This window comes from Rhizobium sp. Root1334, from assembly GCF_001426665.1.
Classification (GTDB): domain Bacteria; phylum Pseudomonadota; class Alphaproteobacteria; order Rhizobiales; family Rhizobiaceae; genus Pararhizobium.
Window position 1 is genome coordinate 152,928 of sequence record NZ_LMEY01000030.1, and the last position, 19,216, is coordinate 172,143.

Here is a 19,216-nt window from a genome sequence, read left to right on the forward strand (position 1 = left end):
ACGCCGGTGACCGTCACCGGCGGATGATCCGGGAGGAAGAAAAAAATGGGGAATGGGCACGACTATGCTGTTGAAGGATGAAGTTCAAATGCTGCGGCGCGTGCCGCTGTTTTCGAATGTCGAACCGGGCAAACTGAAACTTCTCGCGTTCACCTCCGACCGCGTGAGTTATGATCCGGGCGAAGCGCTTTTCCATCAGGGCGATACCGGTGATGCGGCCTATGTCGTCTTGGCGGGCAGAGCGGATATCCTGGTCGATTCCTCGACCGGCCCGATCAAAATCGCCGAAGTCGAGACCAACTCCATCGTCGGCGAAATCGCCATCCTTTGCGACGTTTCGCGAACCGCCACAGTGCAGACAACGACGCCGCTGGAAGCCCTGCGCATCCGCAAGGAACATTTCCTCAAGCTGCTCACCGACTTCCCCGAAATCACCATCGAGATCATGCGCGTCCTGGCTGATCGCCTCAGCCATACGACCAGCGAGCTGTCCGAAGCCCGCAGCCGTGCACGCAAGGACTCTGACCTGCACTGAGTGAGCACCTGTCTTCTAAGCAGGTTGTCGCAGGTTCGAACTCCGCAAGGGTCGCCAAAGCGTCAGCCTGCGGGAGGCTTCCACAGTTCGATCACTCCGCTTTTCCGGTCGATGCTGAAGTTTCGCGACGGCAGGCCGGAGAGGTATTTCGCCAACATCCGGAATATCACGGCGAACTGCGTCTGCACTGCGCCCGGCTCCTTGTTATCGCGATCCGAAAACAGTTGCCCGACGGCCAGGTAGGCTGAAATCTTGTCTGCGCCGATCCAGTCCAGCGCAAGTTCGCTTCCCATCCGGACCCGGTACCAGTCCGCCAGAAATGCCAGCGCTGGCATTCCGCGGAGTGTCCCGATCTCCGTTCCGCGTTCAGTCAAGCGCGTGGCCAACCGCTGCTGCAGCTCCGTGTCGTCGCGGGCAGAGGTGATTGCCATCATTGCATCCTCAGCGCCAACCGGCACATTGATCAACGCCAGAGCCGCCAGATCGGCGAGATCGAGACCGCGGATCAGCGCGGCAATATCCTTCGGCCATTCCCGCTTGAGATAACGCCGTCCGACCAGATGGCCGATATGTTCGAACAGGAAATCACCATAGCTGTCCACATCCAGCAGGCCGCCGGTTTCCAGCCGCGACGGTAAAATCTCCCTGCCATAAGCCTGCCGCAGATCATCATCGAGCGGCATCGCCTCGAGGCCAACCGTTTCGATGCCGAAATTGCATTCTCCGATGGTGATGATCTTGTAGGCGCCCGGAAATGCCACAAGCGACGGCATGGCGATATTGGTGAGGAAGCGCTCGCCGCTGCGGTACTGCGCCGTATCGTTGACATGCAGATGCCCACTGAAATGGATATCGATACCCGCGTCGATCAACGCCTCTGCAACGTCGATGCGGGGAATGCGTTCCGCCATGCCTGTCCGGCCAAGCAGTGCCACCTCGTCATCGACAGTTGCGTCAAGCGGATCCAGAACCGGATAGTGTGAGAACGCCAAAAGGCATTTGCCCTCGTCCCGCGCCCGGCGGGAAACATCGGCCATCCAGTCCAGAACGAACCGCTTGTGTACCAGCATCGCGTTCCAGCCGGCGCTGGTGCTGTCAGCGAGATCGCCGGCTTCGCCGGGGACGACCCCATCGACAGGCGCAAAGACATTGGCATCGATCATCAGCAGCCAGACGCCGGGAAAGGGCTCGACCAGATAGGACGCATCCATCAGCCGGCGCGTGGTGTTTCCATCCGGCGAATGGACCGCGTAGAACCGTGCTGCTGGATCGCCATCGATGCCAAACGGCGTTTCCCAGTGCAGATCGCCCGGCCGCGGATAAAACCCAAAATCCGCCATGGCATCCAGCCCGTCCGGATAACCCTGGCAATACATCCGATCACTGGCGATGACCGCATGCGCACCCCGGTCGCGCAGATGCGGGTCGCTGCTGAGAATGCTGTAGCCACCGTCTTCGTTGAGGAAGCGCTTGGCGCGGTGGCGCCCATCCGCCCCGAAAATATCGTGATTGCCGGTGGTGGCATAAAACCGCATGCCAAACCGCTCCGTGTAATTGTCGAGCACCCGCTTGACACCCTTGACGGTTTCCACCTGCCCGTCATCGGAATAATCGCCAAGCAGCACGACATGGCGGATGCCTCGTGCCGCGATATCATCAAGCGTGTAATGAAGCGCGAAATAACTTTCGTTGAAAACCCGCGTCGAGCGGGCCGTGTCGGCCAACAGCCGGAACGTCAGCCGGCGGTCATCCTGCATGATACCGGCAAAGCCGTAGTCGGCATAGAGATCATGGAAATGCGCATCGGCGACAATGGCGATGCGCGGGTGCTCTGCGGTCGGCATTCTGTCGGTATTTTCCGTCTGCACGTTCAAACCGGATTCGTTTCTCTCCGTCTCTCGCATATGTGGAAAGAAAAAGCGAATTGAAGTCTCGCTTAACCCAAGCAGTTTAGCTAACATGGCGGAAATGCGGCTTGGTTAATCAAGCACGACAAAAAGACGACCTTAAGAGTTAAGTGGGACAGTTGCAGACGGAAAGGCAAGATAGTTTTCCGTGACTGAGGCGAGAGAGTGAACGAAAACGTGTTTCGGGTGCGGTTATGGGGTGTGCGTGGCAGCCTCCCGGTCTCGGGGGCCGAGTTCCAGAATTATGGCGGCAACACCATCTGCATCGAGATGCAATGCGGGCCGCATAGGCTATTGTTTGATGCCGGCTCCGGCCTGATGCCTGCCGGCCAGGCGTTGAAATCCGAAGGCGTTTCCGACTTCAACCTGTTTTTCACCCACTGCCATTACGATCACATTGTCGGCCTGCCCTATCTGCCGGCGCTGTTTGACCCGCATGCATCGGTAACTCTCTGGTCGGGACATCTGGCCGGACGCATGTCCACCCGCCAGATGATCGGCGAATTCATGCGGCCGCCGTGGTTCCCGGTGGAGCCGGATATCTGCCGCGCCTCGATCAACTGCCGCGATTTCCGCTCCGGCGATGCGCTTGTTCCCTATCCTGGTGTGACGATCCGTACGGGCAGTCTCAATCATCCGGGCGGCGCCATCGGTTACCGCGTCGAATGGGGCGGCCGCGCCGTGGCGCTGGTCACCGATACCGAACACAAGCCCGGCACGCTCGATCCCGCCGTGCTCGACCTGATCGATGGCTGCGACCTCTTCCTCTACGATTGCATGTATACCGACGACGAAATGCACCGCCATGTCGGCTACGGCCATTCCACGTGGCAGCAAGGCATCCGGCTCGCCAAGACGGCAAAGGCCAAGCAGGTCGCCTTCATCCACCATTCGCCGCTGCGCACCGACACCGAACTCGACGAAATCCAGCGGCTGGCTGGCCGGGAATTCAACGGCGCGATTACCGCCCGTGACGGTCAGGTGATCGATCTCTGAGGCAGCCTTAGACGGTTGAGGCCTGCTGCTCCCGAAGGATATCCGCAACCGGGGTCCACCGGCAGGCGGGATGGCCTGCGGTCACGGCAAACAGTGCATTCATGAAATCCCAGACCGCCGCGTCATGCACCAGATGATGGGTCAGAAGCCCCATTGCCCCGCCATGATCGAACATGAACCGCAAGCGCGCGGCAATCTCGATAGCCAGTGCCTGCCGGTCACGTCCTCCCCGCGTCCCATGCCAGTCCATCACATCCACATGCGTATTGATCAGCGGCAAGGCGGTCGGCTTTTCCGGGCCATAGACCGACAGGGCTTGAAATCCAAGTCCCGTCAATTCCGGCAGAAGTATTGCATCGATCCGGTTCCACGGCGGCACCAGCATCGGCACAAACTGTCCGCCATAGAGCGCGGCAAGCTGGTCGAAACCCCGCTTCAACTCGCCAAGGACGTCCTCCGCCGGGCGATGCCGGCCAAGTTCCTGCTTCTTCTCGTCGGCGCTTGCATGGTTGCGGTGTGACCAGCCGTGTACTACAACGGAACACAATGGTTCCGCCTGCAGCCGTTCGGCCAGCGCCGTGCCGGTATGCGCCGGAATGACCGCCAGCGTCAGCGGCACTGCGAACTTGTTTGATACATCCAGCAACCGGTCGAGGGCTCCCGTTGGCTCGATGGCATCGTCATCCCGCAGCCAGAACTGCGCCACCTTACCCGCCTGATGCCAGCGATCCAGTTCGCCAACGATCGCTGCTTCGAATTCACCCATCATGTGGTACCCGCTTTTATATATTCGTCGAGGATCGCACTTAACCGCACCGCCGCCCGCTCAAGCGAACGCTCCTCAACAGCAAAGGATCTAGCCGCGCCGGCAAGCGCCTGCCGCTCGCCGTCATCCGTCAGCAGCCGCCCGATCGCCTGCGCATAGGCATCGACATCTCCCGGCGGTGTCAACAGGCCCGTTTTCCCCTGCACCACCACCTCAGGCACGCCAGCAATCTCCTGTGCGATAACAGGCAACCCTGCGGCTTGTGCTTCGAGATAGGCTAGACCATAAGCCTCGCCGCACCCCGGCCAAACGTAGAGCGATGATCCCGACAGGAGATCGGCGATTTCGGTTGCCGATTTTTCGCCGTGCCAGACAATCCGGTCCGCATCGAACCCGGCAAACAATGCACGCACATCGGCAGCACGCGGTCCGTCGCCAACGACGGAAAGCTGCCAGGGCAGATGCGTCAGCCGCAAAAGCGCATCGGCCAGCATGACATAACTGTCCATCTTGTCGCCGGAGCGCATCATCGCAACCGTGACCAACCGTCCGTGTTGAGGGTGCGGTTGCGTCTCAAGCAATAGTGCCGGGTCAATGAACGGCGGCAAAAGCGCCAGGCGTGCCTCCGGCCCTGCCGCTGCAAGCCCATCGAAATCTCGCCGGGTCAGGCAGATATTCACCGATGCCTGTTTCACGGCATCCAGCACCTGTTGCTGCATATCCGCCCAAAGCCCTTGATTGCGCCGGGCAGAATAGGACGCTTCCGCCGTCACATAACCCAGGCCAAATTTCCGGGCGAGCGCCGGGCCGATCAGATCCGGCGCCTTGTAATAGGGGTGGTAGCAAAACCAGAGATCCGGTGCGCCGCGCTCGCGCCAGAGCGCCGAAATCCGCGCGCGTTCTGCGGCCATCGCTGCGGCCCGTGTTTCGATTGCATCAGCCGAAGCATCCGGCAGGAAAGCCCGAAGCTCTGAAGCAATTTCCACCTGATGGCCTGCCTTGACCAGCGCTGCCATCAGCAGGCGCGCCATCAGCCGGTCGCCGGAGGGAACGGGGTGATTGGGGGATTTGAGCGGGCTATAGAATGCGATCTTCATCAGATGCGTTTCTAGAACATAGCACCACCGTTGGGAACCAGCCCTGCCGGGTAGTTTGCAAACTGCGCTAACCGGGTGCCCGGTCAGCCGAGTGCGAGTTCCGTCTGCGCATCGAACAGATGCAGAGCGTCGTCGTCGAACCCAAAGGCCTGTTTCATGCCTACCGTCAGCTTGGTACGCGGCGGCAGGCAGGCGGTGACCTTTTGTCCACTGACCCGACCCGTCACCACCAATTCCGGGCCAGTCAGCTCGACAACCTCGATCTCCACCTGCAGCACGGGATTGTCCGCCGCATCATCCGTCAGGCGAAGCGCTTCCGGACGGACACCCAGCTTGACGCGCCGCTCGGCTGATGCTGCATTTTTGAAGCGCGCCGGCAGAGTGATGACCGTAGCCGATCCGTCCAGCTGCACGCCCTCGCCCGTGACCACACCATCCAGCACGTTCATCGGCGGCGAGCCGACAAAACCAGCGACATAGAGCGTCGCCGGATGGTCATACACCTCTTCCGGCGTGCCAAGCTGTTCGATCCGGCCGTTGCGCATGACAGCGATCCGTGTCGCCAGCGTCATCGCCTCGATCTGGTCATGGGTAACGTAGACGATCGTCGTGCCGAGCATCTGGTGCAACCGTTTCAGTTCGGTGCGCGTCTCCATTCTGAGCTTGGCGTCGAGGTTGGACAGCGGCTCGTCGAACAGGAAAACCTGCGGCTTGCGCACCAGCGCCCGGCCGATCGCCACACGCTGACGCTGGCCACCGGATAGCTGGCCGGGCTTACGATCCAGCAGATTTTCGATCTGCAGCAGTCTGGCTGTTTCCTGCACCGCCTTTTCCCGCTCCGCGGCCGGAACCTTGCGCATCTCCAGCCCGAAGCCGATATTGCGATGGACCGTGAGGTTCGGATAAAGCGCATAGGACTGGAACACCATGGCGATGTCACGGTCCTTCGGATGCACCCCCAGGATAGAGCGCCCACCGATCCGGATATCGCCGCCCGATGCCTCTGCAAGACCGGCAATGATGTTGAGCAAGGTCGACTTGCCGCAGCCGGAGGAACCGAGCAGCACCAGGAACTCGCCGCTTTCCAGCGATATGTCGATGCCTTTCAGCGTCTCCAGCGCGCCGTAGGTCTTGCGGATATTCTCGATTTCGAGCGCGCTCATGCGGTCTCTCCGGTCGCGGCCAACAATGGGCCGCCATAGTTGCGGGGAAGCGTGGAAATGGCGCGCGAGGCAACAGTGGTTCCGGCCTGCAAACATTCCTGCAGCGGCAGGCCTTCGGCAAGCGCCGCCAGAAACGCAGCATTGAAGACATCGCCTGCACCGATCGTATCGACGACCTTGACCGGCGGTGCCGGTGCAGACACCAGCGCACCATCGGCGCCGATCGCAAGAGCCCCATCCGGACCGCGCTTGACGACGACAATGGCATCCTTGGGCATATGGCGTTTGAGTTCACGGGCAGCTTCAACGGGGTCGGCAAGGCCGGACAGTGTGGTTGTTTCCACCTCGTTCAATAGCGCGCAGCCGCAGCGCGATAGCCATCCGCGCGTCGCCTGCCGGTTTTTCTCGGTCCACCCGTCGAGCGGCCAGCCGGTGTCGAGCGCCAGCGTGATGCCGTGTGTATCGGCCCAATCGAACAGATAAGGGTAATCCGCCGCCAGATCATCGGTAAGGAAGGAGCCGCAAAGCAGCGCATAGCCACCGGACAGCCGGGCGCCGTCAAGGGCTGCAAACACGCAGTCGAGTGAAAACCGCGGCAGATGTCCGCGGGTCGTGAAAAACGTCCGCTCGCCGTCGGGATGGGTGATGCCGACCGAAAGCGTCGTCCCTTCCGGCCGAACCGGCCATTTCTCCGCCTGAGAGCCGAAGGACTCGCGTAGCCAGCGGCCAAACTCGTCGGTGCCGGTATTGGCGGCGATCTCGAAATCGACCCCGAGCGCCTTCCAGGCAAGGGCCGCATTGCCGGCTGAACCGCCGACACGCAATTCATCGTGATCGACGATGATCTCGGTGCCGGCCTTCGGCCAGGGCTCCGCCGGTCCAAGGATCAGGTCGACATTGACGTTTCCGATCACCGCAAGCGGACGCATGTCATTCGCTCCGGGTAATCTTGGTGGAGCGCACCGGCGTTCCGGCATTCTCGACGCGGGCCTCGGCAAAGGCGATCATGAAGCGCTGGGCAACCGGCAGCATCGAGAAGATGGCCGCAAACCCCGTCGCCGGCGCAAAGCTCAGCGTCGTTGTCCCCGCCACCGGCGCTTGCCCCGACGCATCGAAAACAACAACCGGAGAGCCTGTCTCCACCGCCGATACAGCCATCGCCGTCACCAGATCGGCGGTTGCGTCATCACCGCGAAACAGCACGACGCCAATCTTCGGACCCAGCATTTCCATCGGACCGTGCCGAAGCTGTCCGCCCTCCAGCGAGAAACAGGGATAACGCGAAAGCTCCGTCAGCCCAAGCGCCAGCGCTTCCGCCAGCCCCTGCAGGCGGCGCCCCGAAGTGACCACCGCGCCGATGTTTTCAAAAGCCGTAAGCGCTGCCGTCACATCATTTTCAACAGGCGCCGAAAGCACAGCCAGCGCCGGGGCCGGGTCCTCGCCGAGCGCCGCGAGAATTGCCAGATGCAGCGCGAAACTGACCGTCAGGCTGCGTGTCGCGGCAAAGGCCAGTTCCGTACCACCGGCACCGACAAGGCAGGGCGTGGCTCCAGCCAGAAAGGACGTCCCCTCCAGCGTCAGTCCGAATGTATCTTCCGATCCACCGGTTTCTGAAAACCAGCGCAGGACCTCAGCACTCTCGCCGGACTGCGAGGTGATCAAAACGGTGCGGCCTTCGATCGCCAGCGGCATGCCGAGCTGTTCGGACAATGTGACGGCAATCGCCTCAATGCCAAGCGCACGATATAACGGTTCCACGGCGCGATTGACCGCATGCGACCCGCCCATGCCGAGCAAAAGCAGGCCGCCGGTCTCGCGCAGTGACGCGGCGATCACTTTGGCTCTCTCGCCTGCGCTCTCGAAGGAGGCAATCGCATCGGCATTCTGCCGTGCCATTTCGCGATCGATCGCTTGCAGTCCGATCGGGCGATAATCGTTGGAGGTCATGGTCATCCCTTGACGCCGCCGCTGGTGAGCCCGGAGATCAGGGCGCGTTGCATGACGAGGCCGATCACCACGGGCGGCAGGGCGGCAAGCACGCCCGCGGTTGCGATCAGTCCGTAATCGGAAACACGGCCACCGGCGAGATCGGCGATGGCAACGGTCAGCGTTTTGGCGCGCAGGTCGGAGGTGAACAGCAGTGCATAGAAGAATTCATCCCAAGCAAGCAGGAAGGCAAACAGCGCCGACGTCGCCATCACGGGGGCAGCCAGTGGCAGGGTGATGATCCGCAGCGTTGCAAACAGCCCTGCCCCGTCCATCATCGCCGCCGCCTCGATCTCCCTCGGGATGGCATCGAAGCCGGATTTCATCAGCCAGGTGGTGAAGGGGGCAAGGATGGTCAGATAGACCAGCGCCAGCCCGAAAACGCTGTTGAGCAGGCCAAGATGCGCAAGGCCGAAATAAAGCGGCACCGCCAGCGCCACCGGCGGCAACATATAGGTGGCGATCACCATATAGAGCGACCAGCCGACCGATGGCGTGCGCGATACGGCCCAGGCCGCGGGAATGGCAAGCGCCAGCGCAGCGATGGTCGCCATGCCGGCAACGAGAATGCTGTTGGTCAGCGACGCCACGAAGGCGGCACCGGCGCTGTTTTCAACGCTGGAAAGCAACGTCGCATAGCGTGAGAAGTCCACCGACTGCGGCCACCAGACAAGCGGCTTTGCCGTCAAGTCAGCGGCCGGTGAAATGCTCATGACGAACAGCCACAGAACCGGTGCAAGGATAATGACCGCAAGCAAGAGAGCGCAGGCATGGATGAAGAAGGAGAAGAGAAAACTCTTGCGTTCCATTATGCCGTGCTCCCCGCTGTGCGCCGGACAAGCATGGCATAAACAGCTGCCAGAACAGCCACCAGCAGCGTGACGATCAGCGCCAGCGAGGCACCGGATCCCGCCCGCTGGAAGGAAAATGCCTCCTGATAGACGAGGATCGACAGCGTGCGCGTGCTGTTGGCTGGTCCGCCCCGGGTCATCACCCAGATGATGTCAAACACCTTGAACGCCTCGATGGTTCGAAGCACCAGCGCCACGATCAAAGGCCCGGCCAGATAGGGCAGGATGACGAAGCGGAAACGGGCAAAGGGGCCGGCGCCATCGACCAGCGATGCGGCGGTGATGTCGCGCGGCACGGCTTGCAGGGCGGCCAGCGCAATCAGCGCCACCAGCGGAAAATTCTTCCAGCAGTCTGCGATGATCAGCGAAGCCAGCGCCGTGCCGGGCTCACCCAGCCAGGAGCGGTAGGCATCGAGCATGCCGATCTGGGTCAACGCTGCGTTCAGCGCACCATATTCCGGATTGTAGATCAGCCGCCAAAGCGTGGCGTTGACGACGGTCGGCAAAGCCCAGGGCAGGATCATCAGCGCACGCAGGACGGTGCGTCCATAAAATTGCTGATTGAGCAGAAGTGCCGCCAGAACGCCGAGAACCATTTCGGCAAAGACGGAGATGACGGCAAAGATCGTCGTCGTCGTCAGCGTGCGCTGGAAATTGGAGCTGGTCAGCGTCTTCACGTAATTGTCGATGCCGACGAAATTACCGGCCGTACCGACCAGCTTGGCATCGGTGAAGGAGAGCCCGACAGTATCGGCGAGCGGCCAGCCGATGACGGCGATCATGACGGCGAGCAGCGGTAGCATCAGCAGCCATGCACGTGTGGTCATCGATGTCCCGGACATGGGGCAACTCTTCCTGAAAATATCATGGGATGCAAGGGGGGCGAAAGGCCGGGCGGCAGACATGGTGCCGCCCGGAGATCGGTGGATGCACGGCGAAGGGGTGACCCCGGCGCCTTAGAGACCGCTATTCTTGGCGGCAGTCTTCAGGGCATCTTCCGGACTGGTCTGGCCAAGCAATGCTTCCTGAATGGCCTGCTGCAGGGCTGTCGAAAGCTCCTGGTATTTCGGCGTCGTCGGACGCGGATACATGGCGGCCAGCGACAGCTTGGCAGCCGCAATCAGCTCTTCCTGATCCTTGCTGACGGACGCATCTTCATAGGATGAAGCCCAGATCGGCAGGCTGAGCTTGGCATACTGGTTCTGCACAGCTTGCGAGGTCATGAAGGTGATGTATTTCCAAGCTTCGTCCGGATGCTTGCTGGTCGCCGTGATACCGAGGCCCATCGAACCGTTGACGGCCGAAACCTCGCTCTTGCCGGCAACGCCCGGAGCCGGAACGACGCCGACCTTGCCTGCCACCTTGCTGTCCTTGCCCGCGTTGGCGAGGTTGTACATGTAGGTCCAGTTCAGCGCGAACGCGGCTTCGCCGTTTTCAAACACCTTGCGGACGTCTTCCTCGAGGAATTCCTTGGAATTCGGATTGGAGATACCGGACGAATAGCTCGACACCATATACTTCAGCGCATCAAGGCCGCCACCGGTCTGGAAGTTGGGCTTGCCGTCCTTCAGGAAGTCGCCGCCATAGGCGCTGACCAGCGTCGTGTAATCGCAGACCGCAGCTTCCGCCTGCGACCAGCTCCAGGCGACCGGGGTGGCCAGAAGGCCCTTGTCCTTGATGGCCTTGGCCTGTTCGGCCAGCTCGTCCCAGGTCTTCGGCGGCGTCTTGATGCCTGCCTTTTCAAGGATTTCCTTGTTGTAGAACAGGTATTTCGTATCAAGGATCCATGGCATGCCATAATAGGCGCCGTCATACTGTACCGTCGTCCAGGCGCCGGGCAGCACGTTCTTCTTCATGTCGTCGGTGACGCGCGAGGACACATCAACCAGAACCTTGTTGCTGGCATATTCGGCAGGCCAGATCACGTCGAACAGCACGACGTCATAGCCGCCGCCGGAACCCTGCGCCAACACGGTCTTGTCGTGCAGGCCTTCGTAAGGCACGAATTCGAGATTGACCTTGACGTCCGGATTAGCCTTGGCAAAGGCATCGGTCATGGCCCGGACATCGGCTTCGCTATAGGCGGCCTGCGCCATGAACAGAGCATTGAGCGTGGTTTCAGCATAGGCATTGGTCGCAAAAAATGCACCGACCAGAGCGGCGCCCATGAGCGCATTACGTTTGGCTTTCAACATGTCTTTTCCCTCCATTATTAAACAACAGTCGTCTTCTCGGCCCGCAAAACGCGCGCCTCTCCGCGAAACCGCGTGAAGCGGCTTCCGGCATGCCTTGTCGAAGTGTTGTGCGGCCACTAGGACTTGTCCCGTAATGCCGTTTGTTCCCGAAAAGCTCTGCGGCTCTTTTTTATTAAGTCAATTGCTTTGACTTAATTCTTGTTCAATATTCTAATGGTGTCAAGAGGGTTCCGCGGGATGAACGAGATGCGACCGATCCGGGCCAAAAGCGGCACCAATCAGGAGGGCACCAGCGCCCATAACCGCCGCGTCATGATCGACGCGCTGCGACTGAACGGGCAGTTGTCGCGTGCCGATCTCGCGCGGGCAACAAAACTCACCAAGCAGACAGTCTCCAACATCATCGAGGATTTGGAGCGCGACGGACTGGTGGTCTCGCTGGCGGCAGTCCGCAACGGCCGCGGCCAGCCCTCGACGCCCTACCGGCTGGTGCCGGACGGTGCCTTTGCCATCGGCCTGCAGATCGACCGGCATGTGACGCGGGCCATCGCGGTTGATCTCGTTGGCACCGTTCTGGTGCGCGCCCAGGCAAACCTGCCACCGGGCGGCCCGGCCAATGGCGCCAAGGTCATTCTCGACCTGATCGAACATGTGCGTACCGAACTGGCTGGCATTGCCGATCAGGCCGAGAAACGGCTGGTCGGCCTTGGCGTCGCCATGCCCGGCCCGTTCGGGCTGGCGACCGACAACGACGATCAGTGGATGATGGCCGCCTGGCAGAATTTTCCGCTGCTCGAGACACTGGCCGCCGGCACCGGGCTGGAAGTGGCACTCCAGAACGACGCCGCCGCCTGCGCCACTGCCGAGCGCATGGTTGGTGCTGCCCATGGCATCGATCATGCCGTCTGTCTGTATGTCGGTTTCGGTATTGGCGCCGGCCTTATTCTGAATGGTGAACTCTATGCCGGAACCAACGGCAATGCCGGTGAAATCGGCATGGTGCTGTTACCTCCCACCCAGCGGCGGCCGGACCAGACGTCGCTTGAGCACCGCGCGTCGCTTGCCTCGCTCTACGAGCATCTCGGCGCCGACCCGTCCGATCCCGGACTGCCAGAACACCTGAACATGCTGGTGAACACCGGCGATCCTGCGATGGCATCGTGGATCGATGCGGCCGCCGAAGAATTGCGCTGGGGGGTGCAGATCATCGAGACAATCTTCGACCCCCAGACCGTCATTCTCTGCTCAACCGGGCCGGAAGCGCTGACCCGCAAACTTCTGGAGGCCATCCACCCCCTGCTTCCGTCCAACGCCAACCGCCCGGGCCGCCCGATACCCCGCCTGCAACTGGGCATGACCGACCCCTGGTCGGTGGCGCTCGGTGCAGCCGCCGAACCGATCAGCCGCGCCTTCGACCCGCGTTTTTCGGCGATCCTGAAAACGCGGGCCAACGCGCTGGATTGAGGGCCGGGCCGCATGAACTTGCACCAAAGGACGGTCAGCTTTCGGCCCGAAGCGGTCAAGCAGCCCTGCCAGTGTATCGGTCTCACCGCCAGGTGGATGACGAAGGCACGAACGGTAGAACGAGTTTCTTCGAAGCGGGATAAAGGGATTTTCAATGACGATTGTTGAGCGTGCCCGGCCTGTTCTTGATCCGGTCGACCGGATGTCCGAGATTGTCTTCGGATTACTGATGGCGCTTTCCTTTACCGGAACGATGAGTGCGGCCGTAGCCGATGGGGAACAGGTCGGCGGCGTGCTGGTTGCCGCGCTGGGATGCAATGTCGCGTGGGGCATCGTGGACAGCGTGATGTTCGTGCTTGCGGTCGCAGTGGAGCGGGCGAGAAAACGACATTTGATGACATCGATCCGAAAAGATGCTGTGCCTGAAGCCCGCCAGGTTTTTCTTGAGCACCTTCCCGATGAGATCGGATCATGCCTCGACAACAGCCAGGTTGAGGCATTGTTCTCATGCATGCGGGCGAAGCCGGAGGTACAAGGCGGCAGAGTGGTTACGCTTGGCGATTTCAAGGCTGCTGTGCTGATTTTCGGACTTGTCGTCGCCTCGACACTGCCTCCGAGCATCCCTTTCTTTTTTATCGACGAATTGCGCTTGGCCATGCGCGTGTCCAACGCGACATCGCTAGTCATGCTGTTTATCATCGGCGCTCAGATCGGCAGATATACCGGACGGAAACCTTGGCCAACGGCCTTTGCCATGGCTTCGATCGGCAGTGTCCTCGTGCTCGTCACCATCGCGTTCGGCGGATAAACGGCGCGAAAAGGCAGTTTAGCTCACGGCACTGACGTGTTCAGGCCGTGCGGAAAGCCATCACAAAACACCCCAATGCACCGATCGACGACAATGTGCGCACATGGTTCCACCAGACCCAGTCGACGAGCGTGGTGGATGCCCACAGGCGGGCGGCTTCGTCGCTGCCCGGTTGCAGTGCTTCCAGCGCATTGTTCATCGGCACATTGACGATCATCGTCACCAGGATGACGCCTGCGAGAAAGAGCAGCCCGCCAGCGATCAGATAGAACCGCGCCGGCCCGCCATGGATGAAACCGCCGGCAACGAGGATCAACGACAGAACCGCCGTTCCCATGAAGACCAGCAGAAACCATGGATTGAGGATCACCACGTTGATCGCCTGCATTGCGGCGATGCCCTGCTCGGCCGGCAGCCGCGCCAGCGACGCCATGATGCAGACCGAGAAGATGAAGAACAGGCCGGCATTGAGCCCGGCGCCGATCACGGCCGAAAAGATCAGCCAGGGAAAAAGTGCGGCAATCATTTCGGCTCCTCCCAGACACCGGTTGCAACAGTTTCACGCACGAAACCGGCAAAACCACGCGGCGGACGGCCAAGCGCCTGGGCGACACCGTCCGTCAGGCTCTCGTTGCGGCCATCGAGAACGCTGGTGAACAGATACCGCACCAGTCCGATATAATCAGCCGGAATCTGCGCCTGTTCCAGCATGGCGGCATAGTCATCGATACCGACGGTAGTGAAGCGGATATCGCGGCCCGTCTGCCGGGCGATCTCCGCCACCGCCTCACCGAACGTCATCAACTGCGGCCCTGTCACCTCGTAGGTCTTACCCGTGTGCCCCGGCTCCGTCAAAGCGGCAACCGCAACATCGGCAATATCATCGGCGTCGATGAAGGGCTCCTTCACAGCGCCGACCGGCAGGAACAACTCGCCGGACTGGATGCCGTCGAGCAGGAAAGCCTCGCTGAAATTCTGGAAGAACCAGCTGGCGCTGATGATGGTATAGCCAACGCCGGACCGTTTCAGCGTCTCTTCCGCCGCCAGAGCCTCGTCTTCTCCGCGTCCAGACAGCAAGACCAGATGTTTGACGCCCTTGTCGGCCGCCATCCGGCAGAGAGTCCCGATCGCCTCGACGGCACCTGGAACAGCAAGGTCCGGCTGGTAGCTGACATAGGCGGCATCGGCACCGTCGAGCGCAGCCGCCCAGCCCGAAGGATCGGTCCAGTCGAATGCCGGAGCGGTCGAGCGCGACGCAAGCCGCACGTCCTTGCCCTTTGCCGCCAGGCGCTCCGCCACCCGCCGCCCGGTCTTGCCGCCACCGCCCAGGATCACAATCGTTCCGCTTGCTTCTGCGCTCATCAACCTGCTCCCTTTGGCCTCAACAATATGAGCAACCCTCACATTTGCTAAATGTGATAAACCCTCGTATTTTGATCGTCAAGCGAAATATCGAAAGGATGACCCTTGGCCCTGGACCAGACAGCCCCCTCGCCGGCACCGGAAGACGAAGGGGCAATGCGCAAATCGCCGACGCAAAAGCGCAGCCGCGAACGGGTCGAGCTTATTCTGTCGAGTGCCTCACGGCTGATTGCCGAGCGTGGCAGCGACACGATGCGGATGAGCGAAGTGGCCGAGCTGAGCGGCATTTCGATCGGTTCGCTCTATCAGTATTTTCCCGACAAGGCGGCGATCATCCGGACGCTGGCCGAGCGTTACAATGCTATCTCGCGCACCTGCATCACCGATGGCCTCGCCGATGTAAGGACGATGGCAGACCTGCAACGGGCCTTTTCGGCGCTGATCGATGAGTATTACGGGATATTCCTGGCCGAGCCGGTGATCCGCGACATCTGGTCGGCAATGCAGGCGGACAAGGCATTGCGCGAGATCGAGCTTGAGGCCAGCCGGCAGAATGCCATCCTTCTCACCAGGGCGCTGAAGCGCGCGCTGCCGGGCGAGAACGTGGACAAGCTTCAGGCGTCGGCCTTGCTGGTGATGTATTTTTGCGAGTGCGTCATGCGGCTGGCGATCTCGACCGGCGAGCCGGAAGGCCGCGCCCTCATCGAAGCCTATAAGCGCATGGCCTATCGGAGCTTTGCTGACGCCCCCGATACGCCGTGAAATCCCGGCGCATCAGGTTTGCCAGCAGGCTTGCCGCTCAGGCAGAGCCACTCGTCGCTCGCCGTATCGGATGCCTATCGAGCCGAGGCAATCAGCTCCGCCGCCTTTTCCGCGATCATGATGACGGGCGAATTGGTGTTGCCCGAAACGATCGAAGGCATGATCGAGGCATCGACCACCCGCAGTTTTGAGAGGCCATGCACCCGCAATTGCAGATCGACCACCGCCAGCGGATCGCTGCCCATCTTGCAGGTGCCGACCGGATGGAAGATCGTCGTGGCGATATCGCCGACACGGCGGATCAGGTCCTCTTCGCTCTGATACTGCGTACCCGGAAGCATTTCCTGCGGCCGGTATTTGGCGATGGCACCGGCTTCCATCAAGCGCCGTGCATGGCGGATGGAATTGGTCGCAACAATCCGGTCCCCGGCCGTCGAAAGGTAGTTCGGGCGGATTTCCGGAGCGACGGAAAGATCAGGCCCGGCGACATGCACGGTCCCCCGGCTTTCCGGCCGCAGGTTGCAGACCGATACGGTGACGGCCGGATACTTGTGCAGCGGTTCGCCCAGCCGGTCGGTGCTCAGCGGCTGCACATGGTATTCGAGATCGGCCGTAGCCACCGCCGGATCGCTCTTCGCAAAAATGCCAAGCTGGCTCGGCGCCATCGACAGCGGCCCGGAGCGGCGCAACATGTATTCGAGCCCCATGCCCGCCCGGGTGAACAGGTTGTGGTAGAGCTGGTTCAGCGTCTTGGCGCCCTCGATGCGGAACACCGTGCGGATCTGCAGATGATCCTGCAGGTTTTCGCCGACACCCGGAAGATCATGGGTAACACCGATGCCAGCGGACGCCAGCACATCCGCCCTGCCGACCCCGGAAAGCTCCAGAATCTTCGGCGAATTGATTGCACCGGCCGACAGGATGACCTCGCGGCTGGCGCGGGCAACATGCGCCTGCCCGTTCATCCGGAACCGCACGCCGGTCACCATTCTGCCGTCGAACTCCAGCCGCTCGGTTTCCGCCCCGGTCAGCACCCGCAGATTGGCCCGCTTCATCGCCGGGCGCAGGAAAGCCTTGGTGGTGTTCCAGCGCAGGCCGCCGCGCTGGTTGACCTCGAAATAGCCGGAACCCTCGTTGTCGCCATCGTTGAAATCGTCGGTTTTCGGAATGCCGAGTTCTTCAGCCGCATCCCGGAAGGCATCAAGGATCGGCCAGGACAGCCGCTGTTTTTCCACCCGCCATTCGCCACCCGCCCCGTGCATCCGCGACTTGCCGCGATAATTGTCCTCGGATTTGAGGAAATAGGGCAGCACATCGTCCCAGCCCCAGCCGGTATTGCCTGCCTGCCGCCAGCCGTCATAGTCGGCCGCCTGGCCGCGCATATAAATCATACCGTTGATCGACGAGCAGCCGCCGAGCACCTTTCCACGCGGATAAGGCAAGGAACGGCCGTTCAGCCCAGCCTCGGCCGCCGTCTTCATCATCCAGTCGGTGCGCGGATTGCCCATGCAGTAGAGATAGCCGATCGGCACATGCACCCAGTGATACCGGTCGCTGCCGCCAGCCTCGAGCAAAAGCACGCGGTTTTTCGAATCTGCAGAAAGCCGGTTGGCCAGCACGCATCCCGCCGATCCAGCCCCAACGACGATGAAGTCGTAGGTTCCCGCATCCAAGGTCTGGTCATTCACATGCATGTTCACGCCGCCACTCCAGCAACAACCGGCTCAACCGCTGTCAGACGCCGCCAGAGCGGCCCCATCGCCTCGGCAATATCGGTATAGAGAGCGTAGCGCCGGGCATAATGTGCATCAAGCGAGACGTTCGGACGATAATGCCGCTCGGTGCGCACCATGGCTGCGGCACCCGCACCGAAATCCTCAAAGATACCGACGCCGGTTCCAGCGGCGATCGCAGCTCCCAATGCACCGGTTTCGCGCGAGCGGGCAACGGTGACGGGAACGCCGAGCACATCGGCGAAGATCTGCGGCCAGATCAGGCTGCGCGACCCGCCACCGGAAAGGACAGCCTCGTTGAACACGGCACCGGCCTTGCGGATCGTCTCGATATGCTGGCGATGACCGAAGGCAACGCCTTCCAGCAGCGCCCGTACGAGATGCCCCTTGGTGTGCCAGCCGGCGATGCCGTAGAAACCGGCCCGCGCATGGCCGTCCTGCTGGGCGCCGTAAAGATAGGGATGGTAAAGCGGATCGTCGGCCGTGGGCTCGACTGCTCCGGCCAGCGCGCAAGCTGCATCAAAGGGCGAAACGCCGTCCGCATGCTCGCCTTCAAAGAACTCCCTGACCAGCCATTCGAGATTGGCGGCCGAAGTAGCGCTGTTTTCCATCGCCATGTACCGGCCACGGTCGAAAGTGGAGGACATGAAGACCGGCCCATCGAGATCGGGACCGTCGATGATCACCTGGTTGATGCTCCAGGTCCCGGCGATGATAGAGGCGCTGCCGGTGCGCGTGACGCCCGACCCGAGCGCCGAGGCGACCACGTCGAACAGCCCGCCCACCACCGGCGTGCCGGCGGCAAGACCGGTCTGGCTCGCCACCTCTTCCGTTACCATGCCGGCAATATCGGCACTTTCGATCAGCGGCGGCAGAAGGTCCATGCAATCGCCGAGGCCATAGGCCTCCATCAACGCCTTGTCGTAGCGGCGTTCGGCAAGATCAAGCAGCCCCGCGCCGGACATGTCGGAAACCTCGCTGACCCGCTCGCCAGTCAGGCGGTTGACGATGAAATCCTTGGAGAAGAACACAGTGCCGATACGGCTGAACTGCTCCGGCCGGTGGCGCTTCAGCCAGGCGAGCAAGGTCGGCGTCTGCGACGGCCAGGGACGCTGGCGGGCAATCGGATAGGTCCGCTCGCCGACGCCAGTTCCACGCCATTCGTCGACCAGGCCGGACGCCCGTGTGTCGAGCGACTGGATGCCGATGAGCGGTGCGCCATCGCGATCGAGCGCATAGAGACCGTTGCCATGCCCGGCGCAACCGATCGCGGCAATTTCCTCGGGCTGGATCTTCGCTCTCTCAATGCAGGCGCGAATAACCTGCCGCGCATTGGTCCACAGTTCATCGAGACCGCGCTCGACATGGCCCGGGTGCGGCATGCGGCTATGGCCTTCCTCGGCAGCGGCCGCGATTTCGTTGCCCGCCCGGTCAAAAATCACCGCCTTGATCACGGTGTTTCCGGCGTCGAGCCCCAAAAGATAGTCTTTCATTCTAAACCCCTCCCAAGGCTCTGACAGTTTTGCGCGGATCGGGCCGAAAACACAGGCCTTACTTCCTCTTCTCCCCAACGGGGAGAAGGTAGCCCGAA

General features: G+C 61.5%; 18 protein-coding genes. 5 read left to right on the forward strand and 13 right to left on the reverse strand.

From position 1 onward, the window contains the following. The first annotated feature begins 64 nt into the window (after positions 1–64). Positions 65–535: a cyclic nucleotide-binding domain-containing protein gene (locus tag ASD36_RS27955; protein WP_060506096.1), complete on the forward strand. Its 471-nt coding sequence runs from the start codon at positions 65–67 to the stop codon at positions 533–535. A gap of 62 nt (positions 536–597) precedes the next feature. Here ASD36_RS27955 and ASD36_RS27960 read toward each other — a convergent pair whose 3' ends face one another. Beyond that, entirely contained in the window at positions 598–2,379 is a 1,782-nt protein-coding gene (locus ASD36_RS27960) for a metallophosphoesterase (RefSeq protein WP_060506006.1), read from the reverse strand. A gap of 228 nt (positions 2,380–2,607) precedes the next feature. Here ASD36_RS27960 and ASD36_RS27965 point away from each other — a divergent pair, with 228 nt between their 5' ends. After that, complete coding sequence (locus ASD36_RS27965; protein WP_060506007.1) at positions 2,608–3,438, forward strand: MBL fold metallo-hydrolase; 831 nt, start codon at positions 2,608–2,610, stop codon at positions 3,436–3,438. 7 nt (positions 3,439–3,445) lie between these two features. Here ASD36_RS27965 and ASD36_RS27970 read toward each other — a convergent pair whose 3' ends face one another. The 8 genes from ASD36_RS27970 to ASD36_RS28005 all read right to left on the reverse strand — a co-directional run bounded on the left by ASD36_RS27970 (position 3,446) and on the right by ASD36_RS28005 (position 11,496). Then, positions 3,446–4,207, reverse strand: coding sequence for a polysaccharide deacetylase family protein (locus ASD36_RS27970; protein ID WP_112834578.1), 762 nt, complete (start codon positions 4,205–4,207; stop codon positions 3,446–3,448). After that, complete coding sequence (locus ASD36_RS27975) at positions 4,204–5,301, reverse strand: glycosyltransferase family 4 protein (RefSeq protein ID WP_060506009.1); 1,098 nt, start codon at positions 5,299–5,301, stop codon at positions 4,204–4,206. Before ASD36_RS27975 ends, ASD36_RS27970 begins: the two co-directional genes overlap by 4 nt. Positions 5,302–5,384: 83 nt before the next feature. Further along, positions 5,385–6,464 carry a sn-glycerol-3-phosphate ABC transporter ATP-binding protein UgpC gene (gene ugpC, locus ASD36_RS27980; RefSeq protein WP_060506010.1) on the reverse strand — a complete coding sequence of 360 codons (1,080 nt, stop codon included), beginning with the start codon at positions 6,462–6,464 and terminating at the stop codon, positions 5,385–5,387. After that, positions 6,461–7,393: a PfkB family carbohydrate kinase gene (locus tag ASD36_RS27985; protein ID WP_060506011.1), complete on the reverse strand. Its 933-nt coding sequence runs from the start codon at positions 7,391–7,393 to the stop codon at positions 6,461–6,463. The genes ugpC and ASD36_RS27985 overlap by 4 nt, the downstream gene beginning before the upstream one ends. Before the next feature lies 1 nt (position 7,394). Further along, the gene (locus ASD36_RS27990; RefSeq protein ID WP_060506012.1) at positions 7,395–8,417 is read right to left on the reverse strand and encodes an SIS domain-containing protein; all 1,023 of its coding nucleotides are present in this window, start codon (positions 8,415–8,417) and stop codon (positions 7,395–7,397) included. Beyond that, complete coding sequence (locus tag ASD36_RS27995) at positions 8,414–9,259, reverse strand: carbohydrate ABC transporter permease (RefSeq protein WP_060506013.1); 846 nt, start codon at positions 9,257–9,259, stop codon at positions 8,414–8,416. Before ASD36_RS27995 ends, ASD36_RS27990 begins: the two co-directional genes overlap by 4 nt. Beyond that, positions 9,259–10,143 (reverse strand): sugar ABC transporter permease, encoded by an 885-nt coding sequence (locus ASD36_RS28000; RefSeq protein ID WP_060506014.1) that lies wholly within the window; start codon positions 10,141–10,143, stop codon positions 9,259–9,261. The genes ASD36_RS27995 and ASD36_RS28000 overlap by 1 nt, the downstream gene beginning before the upstream one ends. Positions 10,144–10,257: 114 nt before the next feature. Beyond that, positions 10,258–11,496, reverse strand: coding sequence for an extracellular solute-binding protein (locus ASD36_RS28005; RefSeq protein WP_060512041.1), 1,239 nt, complete (start codon positions 11,494–11,496; stop codon positions 10,258–10,260). Positions 11,497–11,733: 237 nt separating this feature from the next. On the opposite strand from ASD36_RS28005, the gene ASD36_RS28010 reads away from it, so the two are divergent. Then, positions 11,734–12,960 carry an ROK family transcriptional regulator gene (locus ASD36_RS28010; protein ID WP_060506016.1) on the forward strand — a complete coding sequence of 409 codons (1,227 nt, stop codon included), beginning with the start codon at positions 11,734–11,736 and terminating at the stop codon, positions 12,958–12,960. A gap of 154 nt (positions 12,961–13,114) precedes the next feature. Continuing rightward, on the forward strand, positions 13,115–13,768 hold the full coding sequence (locus ASD36_RS28015; RefSeq protein ID WP_060506017.1) for a VIT1/CCC1 transporter family protein: 654 nt from the start codon (positions 13,115–13,117) through the stop codon (positions 13,766–13,768). A gap of 40 nt (positions 13,769–13,808) precedes the next feature. On the opposite strand, the gene ASD36_RS28020 is transcribed toward ASD36_RS28015, so the two are convergent. Both ASD36_RS28020 and ASD36_RS28025 read right to left on the reverse strand, forming a co-directional pair. After that, entirely contained in the window at positions 13,809–14,291 is a 483-nt protein-coding gene (locus ASD36_RS28020; RefSeq protein ID WP_060506097.1) for an anthrone oxygenase family protein, read from the reverse strand. Next, positions 14,291–15,130, reverse strand: coding sequence for an NAD(P)H-binding protein (locus ASD36_RS28025; protein WP_060506018.1), 840 nt, complete (start codon positions 15,128–15,130; stop codon positions 14,291–14,293). Before ASD36_RS28025 ends, ASD36_RS28020 begins: the two co-directional genes overlap by 1 nt. 111 nt (positions 15,131–15,241) lie before the next feature. Here ASD36_RS28025 and ASD36_RS28030 point away from each other — a divergent pair, with 111 nt between their 5' ends. Further along, entirely contained in the window at positions 15,242–15,892 is a 651-nt protein-coding gene (locus tag ASD36_RS28030) for a TetR family transcriptional regulator (protein WP_060506098.1), read from the forward strand. A 74-nt stretch (positions 15,893–15,966) separates the two neighbouring features. Here the strand turns inward: ASD36_RS28030 and ASD36_RS28035 are convergent, their stop codons facing one another. Both ASD36_RS28035 and ASD36_RS28040 read right to left on the reverse strand, forming a co-directional pair. Then, on the reverse strand, positions 15,967–17,592 hold the full coding sequence (locus ASD36_RS28035; protein ID WP_060506019.1) for a GMC family oxidoreductase: 1,626 nt from the start codon (positions 17,590–17,592) through the stop codon (positions 15,967–15,969). Beyond that, positions 17,589–19,118, reverse strand: a complete 1,530-nt coding sequence (locus ASD36_RS28040; RefSeq protein ID WP_060506020.1) for an FGGY-family carbohydrate kinase — start codon at positions 19,116–19,118, stop codon at positions 17,589–17,591. Before ASD36_RS28040 ends, ASD36_RS28035 begins: the two co-directional genes overlap by 4 nt. Between the last annotated feature and the right edge of the window lie 98 nt (positions 19,119–19,216).

What these genes read in the sequence shown, in the direction of transcription:
- ASD36_RS27955 (WP_060506096.1), top strand. Translation starts at nt 65, where the DNA reads ATGCTGTTGAAGGATGAAGTTCAAATGCTGCGGCGCGTGCCGCTGTTT.
- ASD36_RS27960 (WP_060506006.1), bottom strand. Translation starts at nt 2,379, where the DNA reads ATGCCGACCGCAGAGCACCCGCGCATCGCCATTGTCGCCGATGCGCAT.
- ASD36_RS27970 (WP_112834578.1), bottom strand. Translation starts at nt 4,207, where the DNA reads ATGATGGGTGAATTCGAAGCAGCGATCGTTGGCGAACTGGATCGCTGG.
- ASD36_RS27975 (WP_060506009.1), bottom strand. Translation starts at nt 5,301, where the DNA reads ATGAAGATCGCATTCTATAGCCCGCTCAAATCCCCCAATCACCCCGTT.
- ugpC (WP_060506010.1), bottom strand. Translation starts at nt 6,464, where the DNA reads ATGAGCGCGCTCGAAATCGAGAATATCCGCAAGACCTACGGCGCGCTG.
- ASD36_RS27985 (WP_060506011.1), bottom strand. Translation starts at nt 7,393, where the DNA reads ATGCGTCCGCTTGCGGTGATCGGAAACGTCAATGTCGACCTGATCCTT.
- ASD36_RS27990 (WP_060506012.1), bottom strand. Translation starts at nt 8,417, where the DNA reads ATGACCATGACCTCCAACGATTATCGCCCGATCGGACTGCAAGCGATC.
- ASD36_RS27995 (WP_060506013.1), bottom strand. Translation starts at nt 9,259, where the DNA reads ATGGAACGCAAGAGTTTTCTCTTCTCCTTCTTCATCCATGCCTGCGCT.
- ASD36_RS28000 (WP_060506014.1), bottom strand. Translation starts at nt 10,143, where the DNA reads ATGTCCGGGACATCGATGACCACACGTGCATGGCTGCTGATGCTACCG.
- ASD36_RS28005 (WP_060512041.1), bottom strand. Translation starts at nt 11,496, where the DNA reads ATGTTGAAAGCCAAACGTAATGCGCTCATGGGCGCCGCTCTGGTCGGT.
- ASD36_RS28010 (WP_060506016.1), top strand. Translation starts at nt 11,734, where the DNA reads ATGAACGAGATGCGACCGATCCGGGCCAAAAGCGGCACCAATCAGGAG.
- ASD36_RS28015 (WP_060506017.1), top strand. Translation starts at nt 13,115, where the DNA reads ATGACGATTGTTGAGCGTGCCCGGCCTGTTCTTGATCCGGTCGACCGG.
- ASD36_RS28025 (WP_060506018.1), bottom strand. Translation starts at nt 15,130, where the DNA reads ATGAGCGCAGAAGCAAGCGGAACGATTGTGATCCTGGGCGGTGGCGGC.
- ASD36_RS28040 (WP_060506020.1), bottom strand. Translation starts at nt 19,118, where the DNA reads ATGAAAGACTATCTTTTGGGGCTCGACGCCGGAAACACCGTGATCAAG.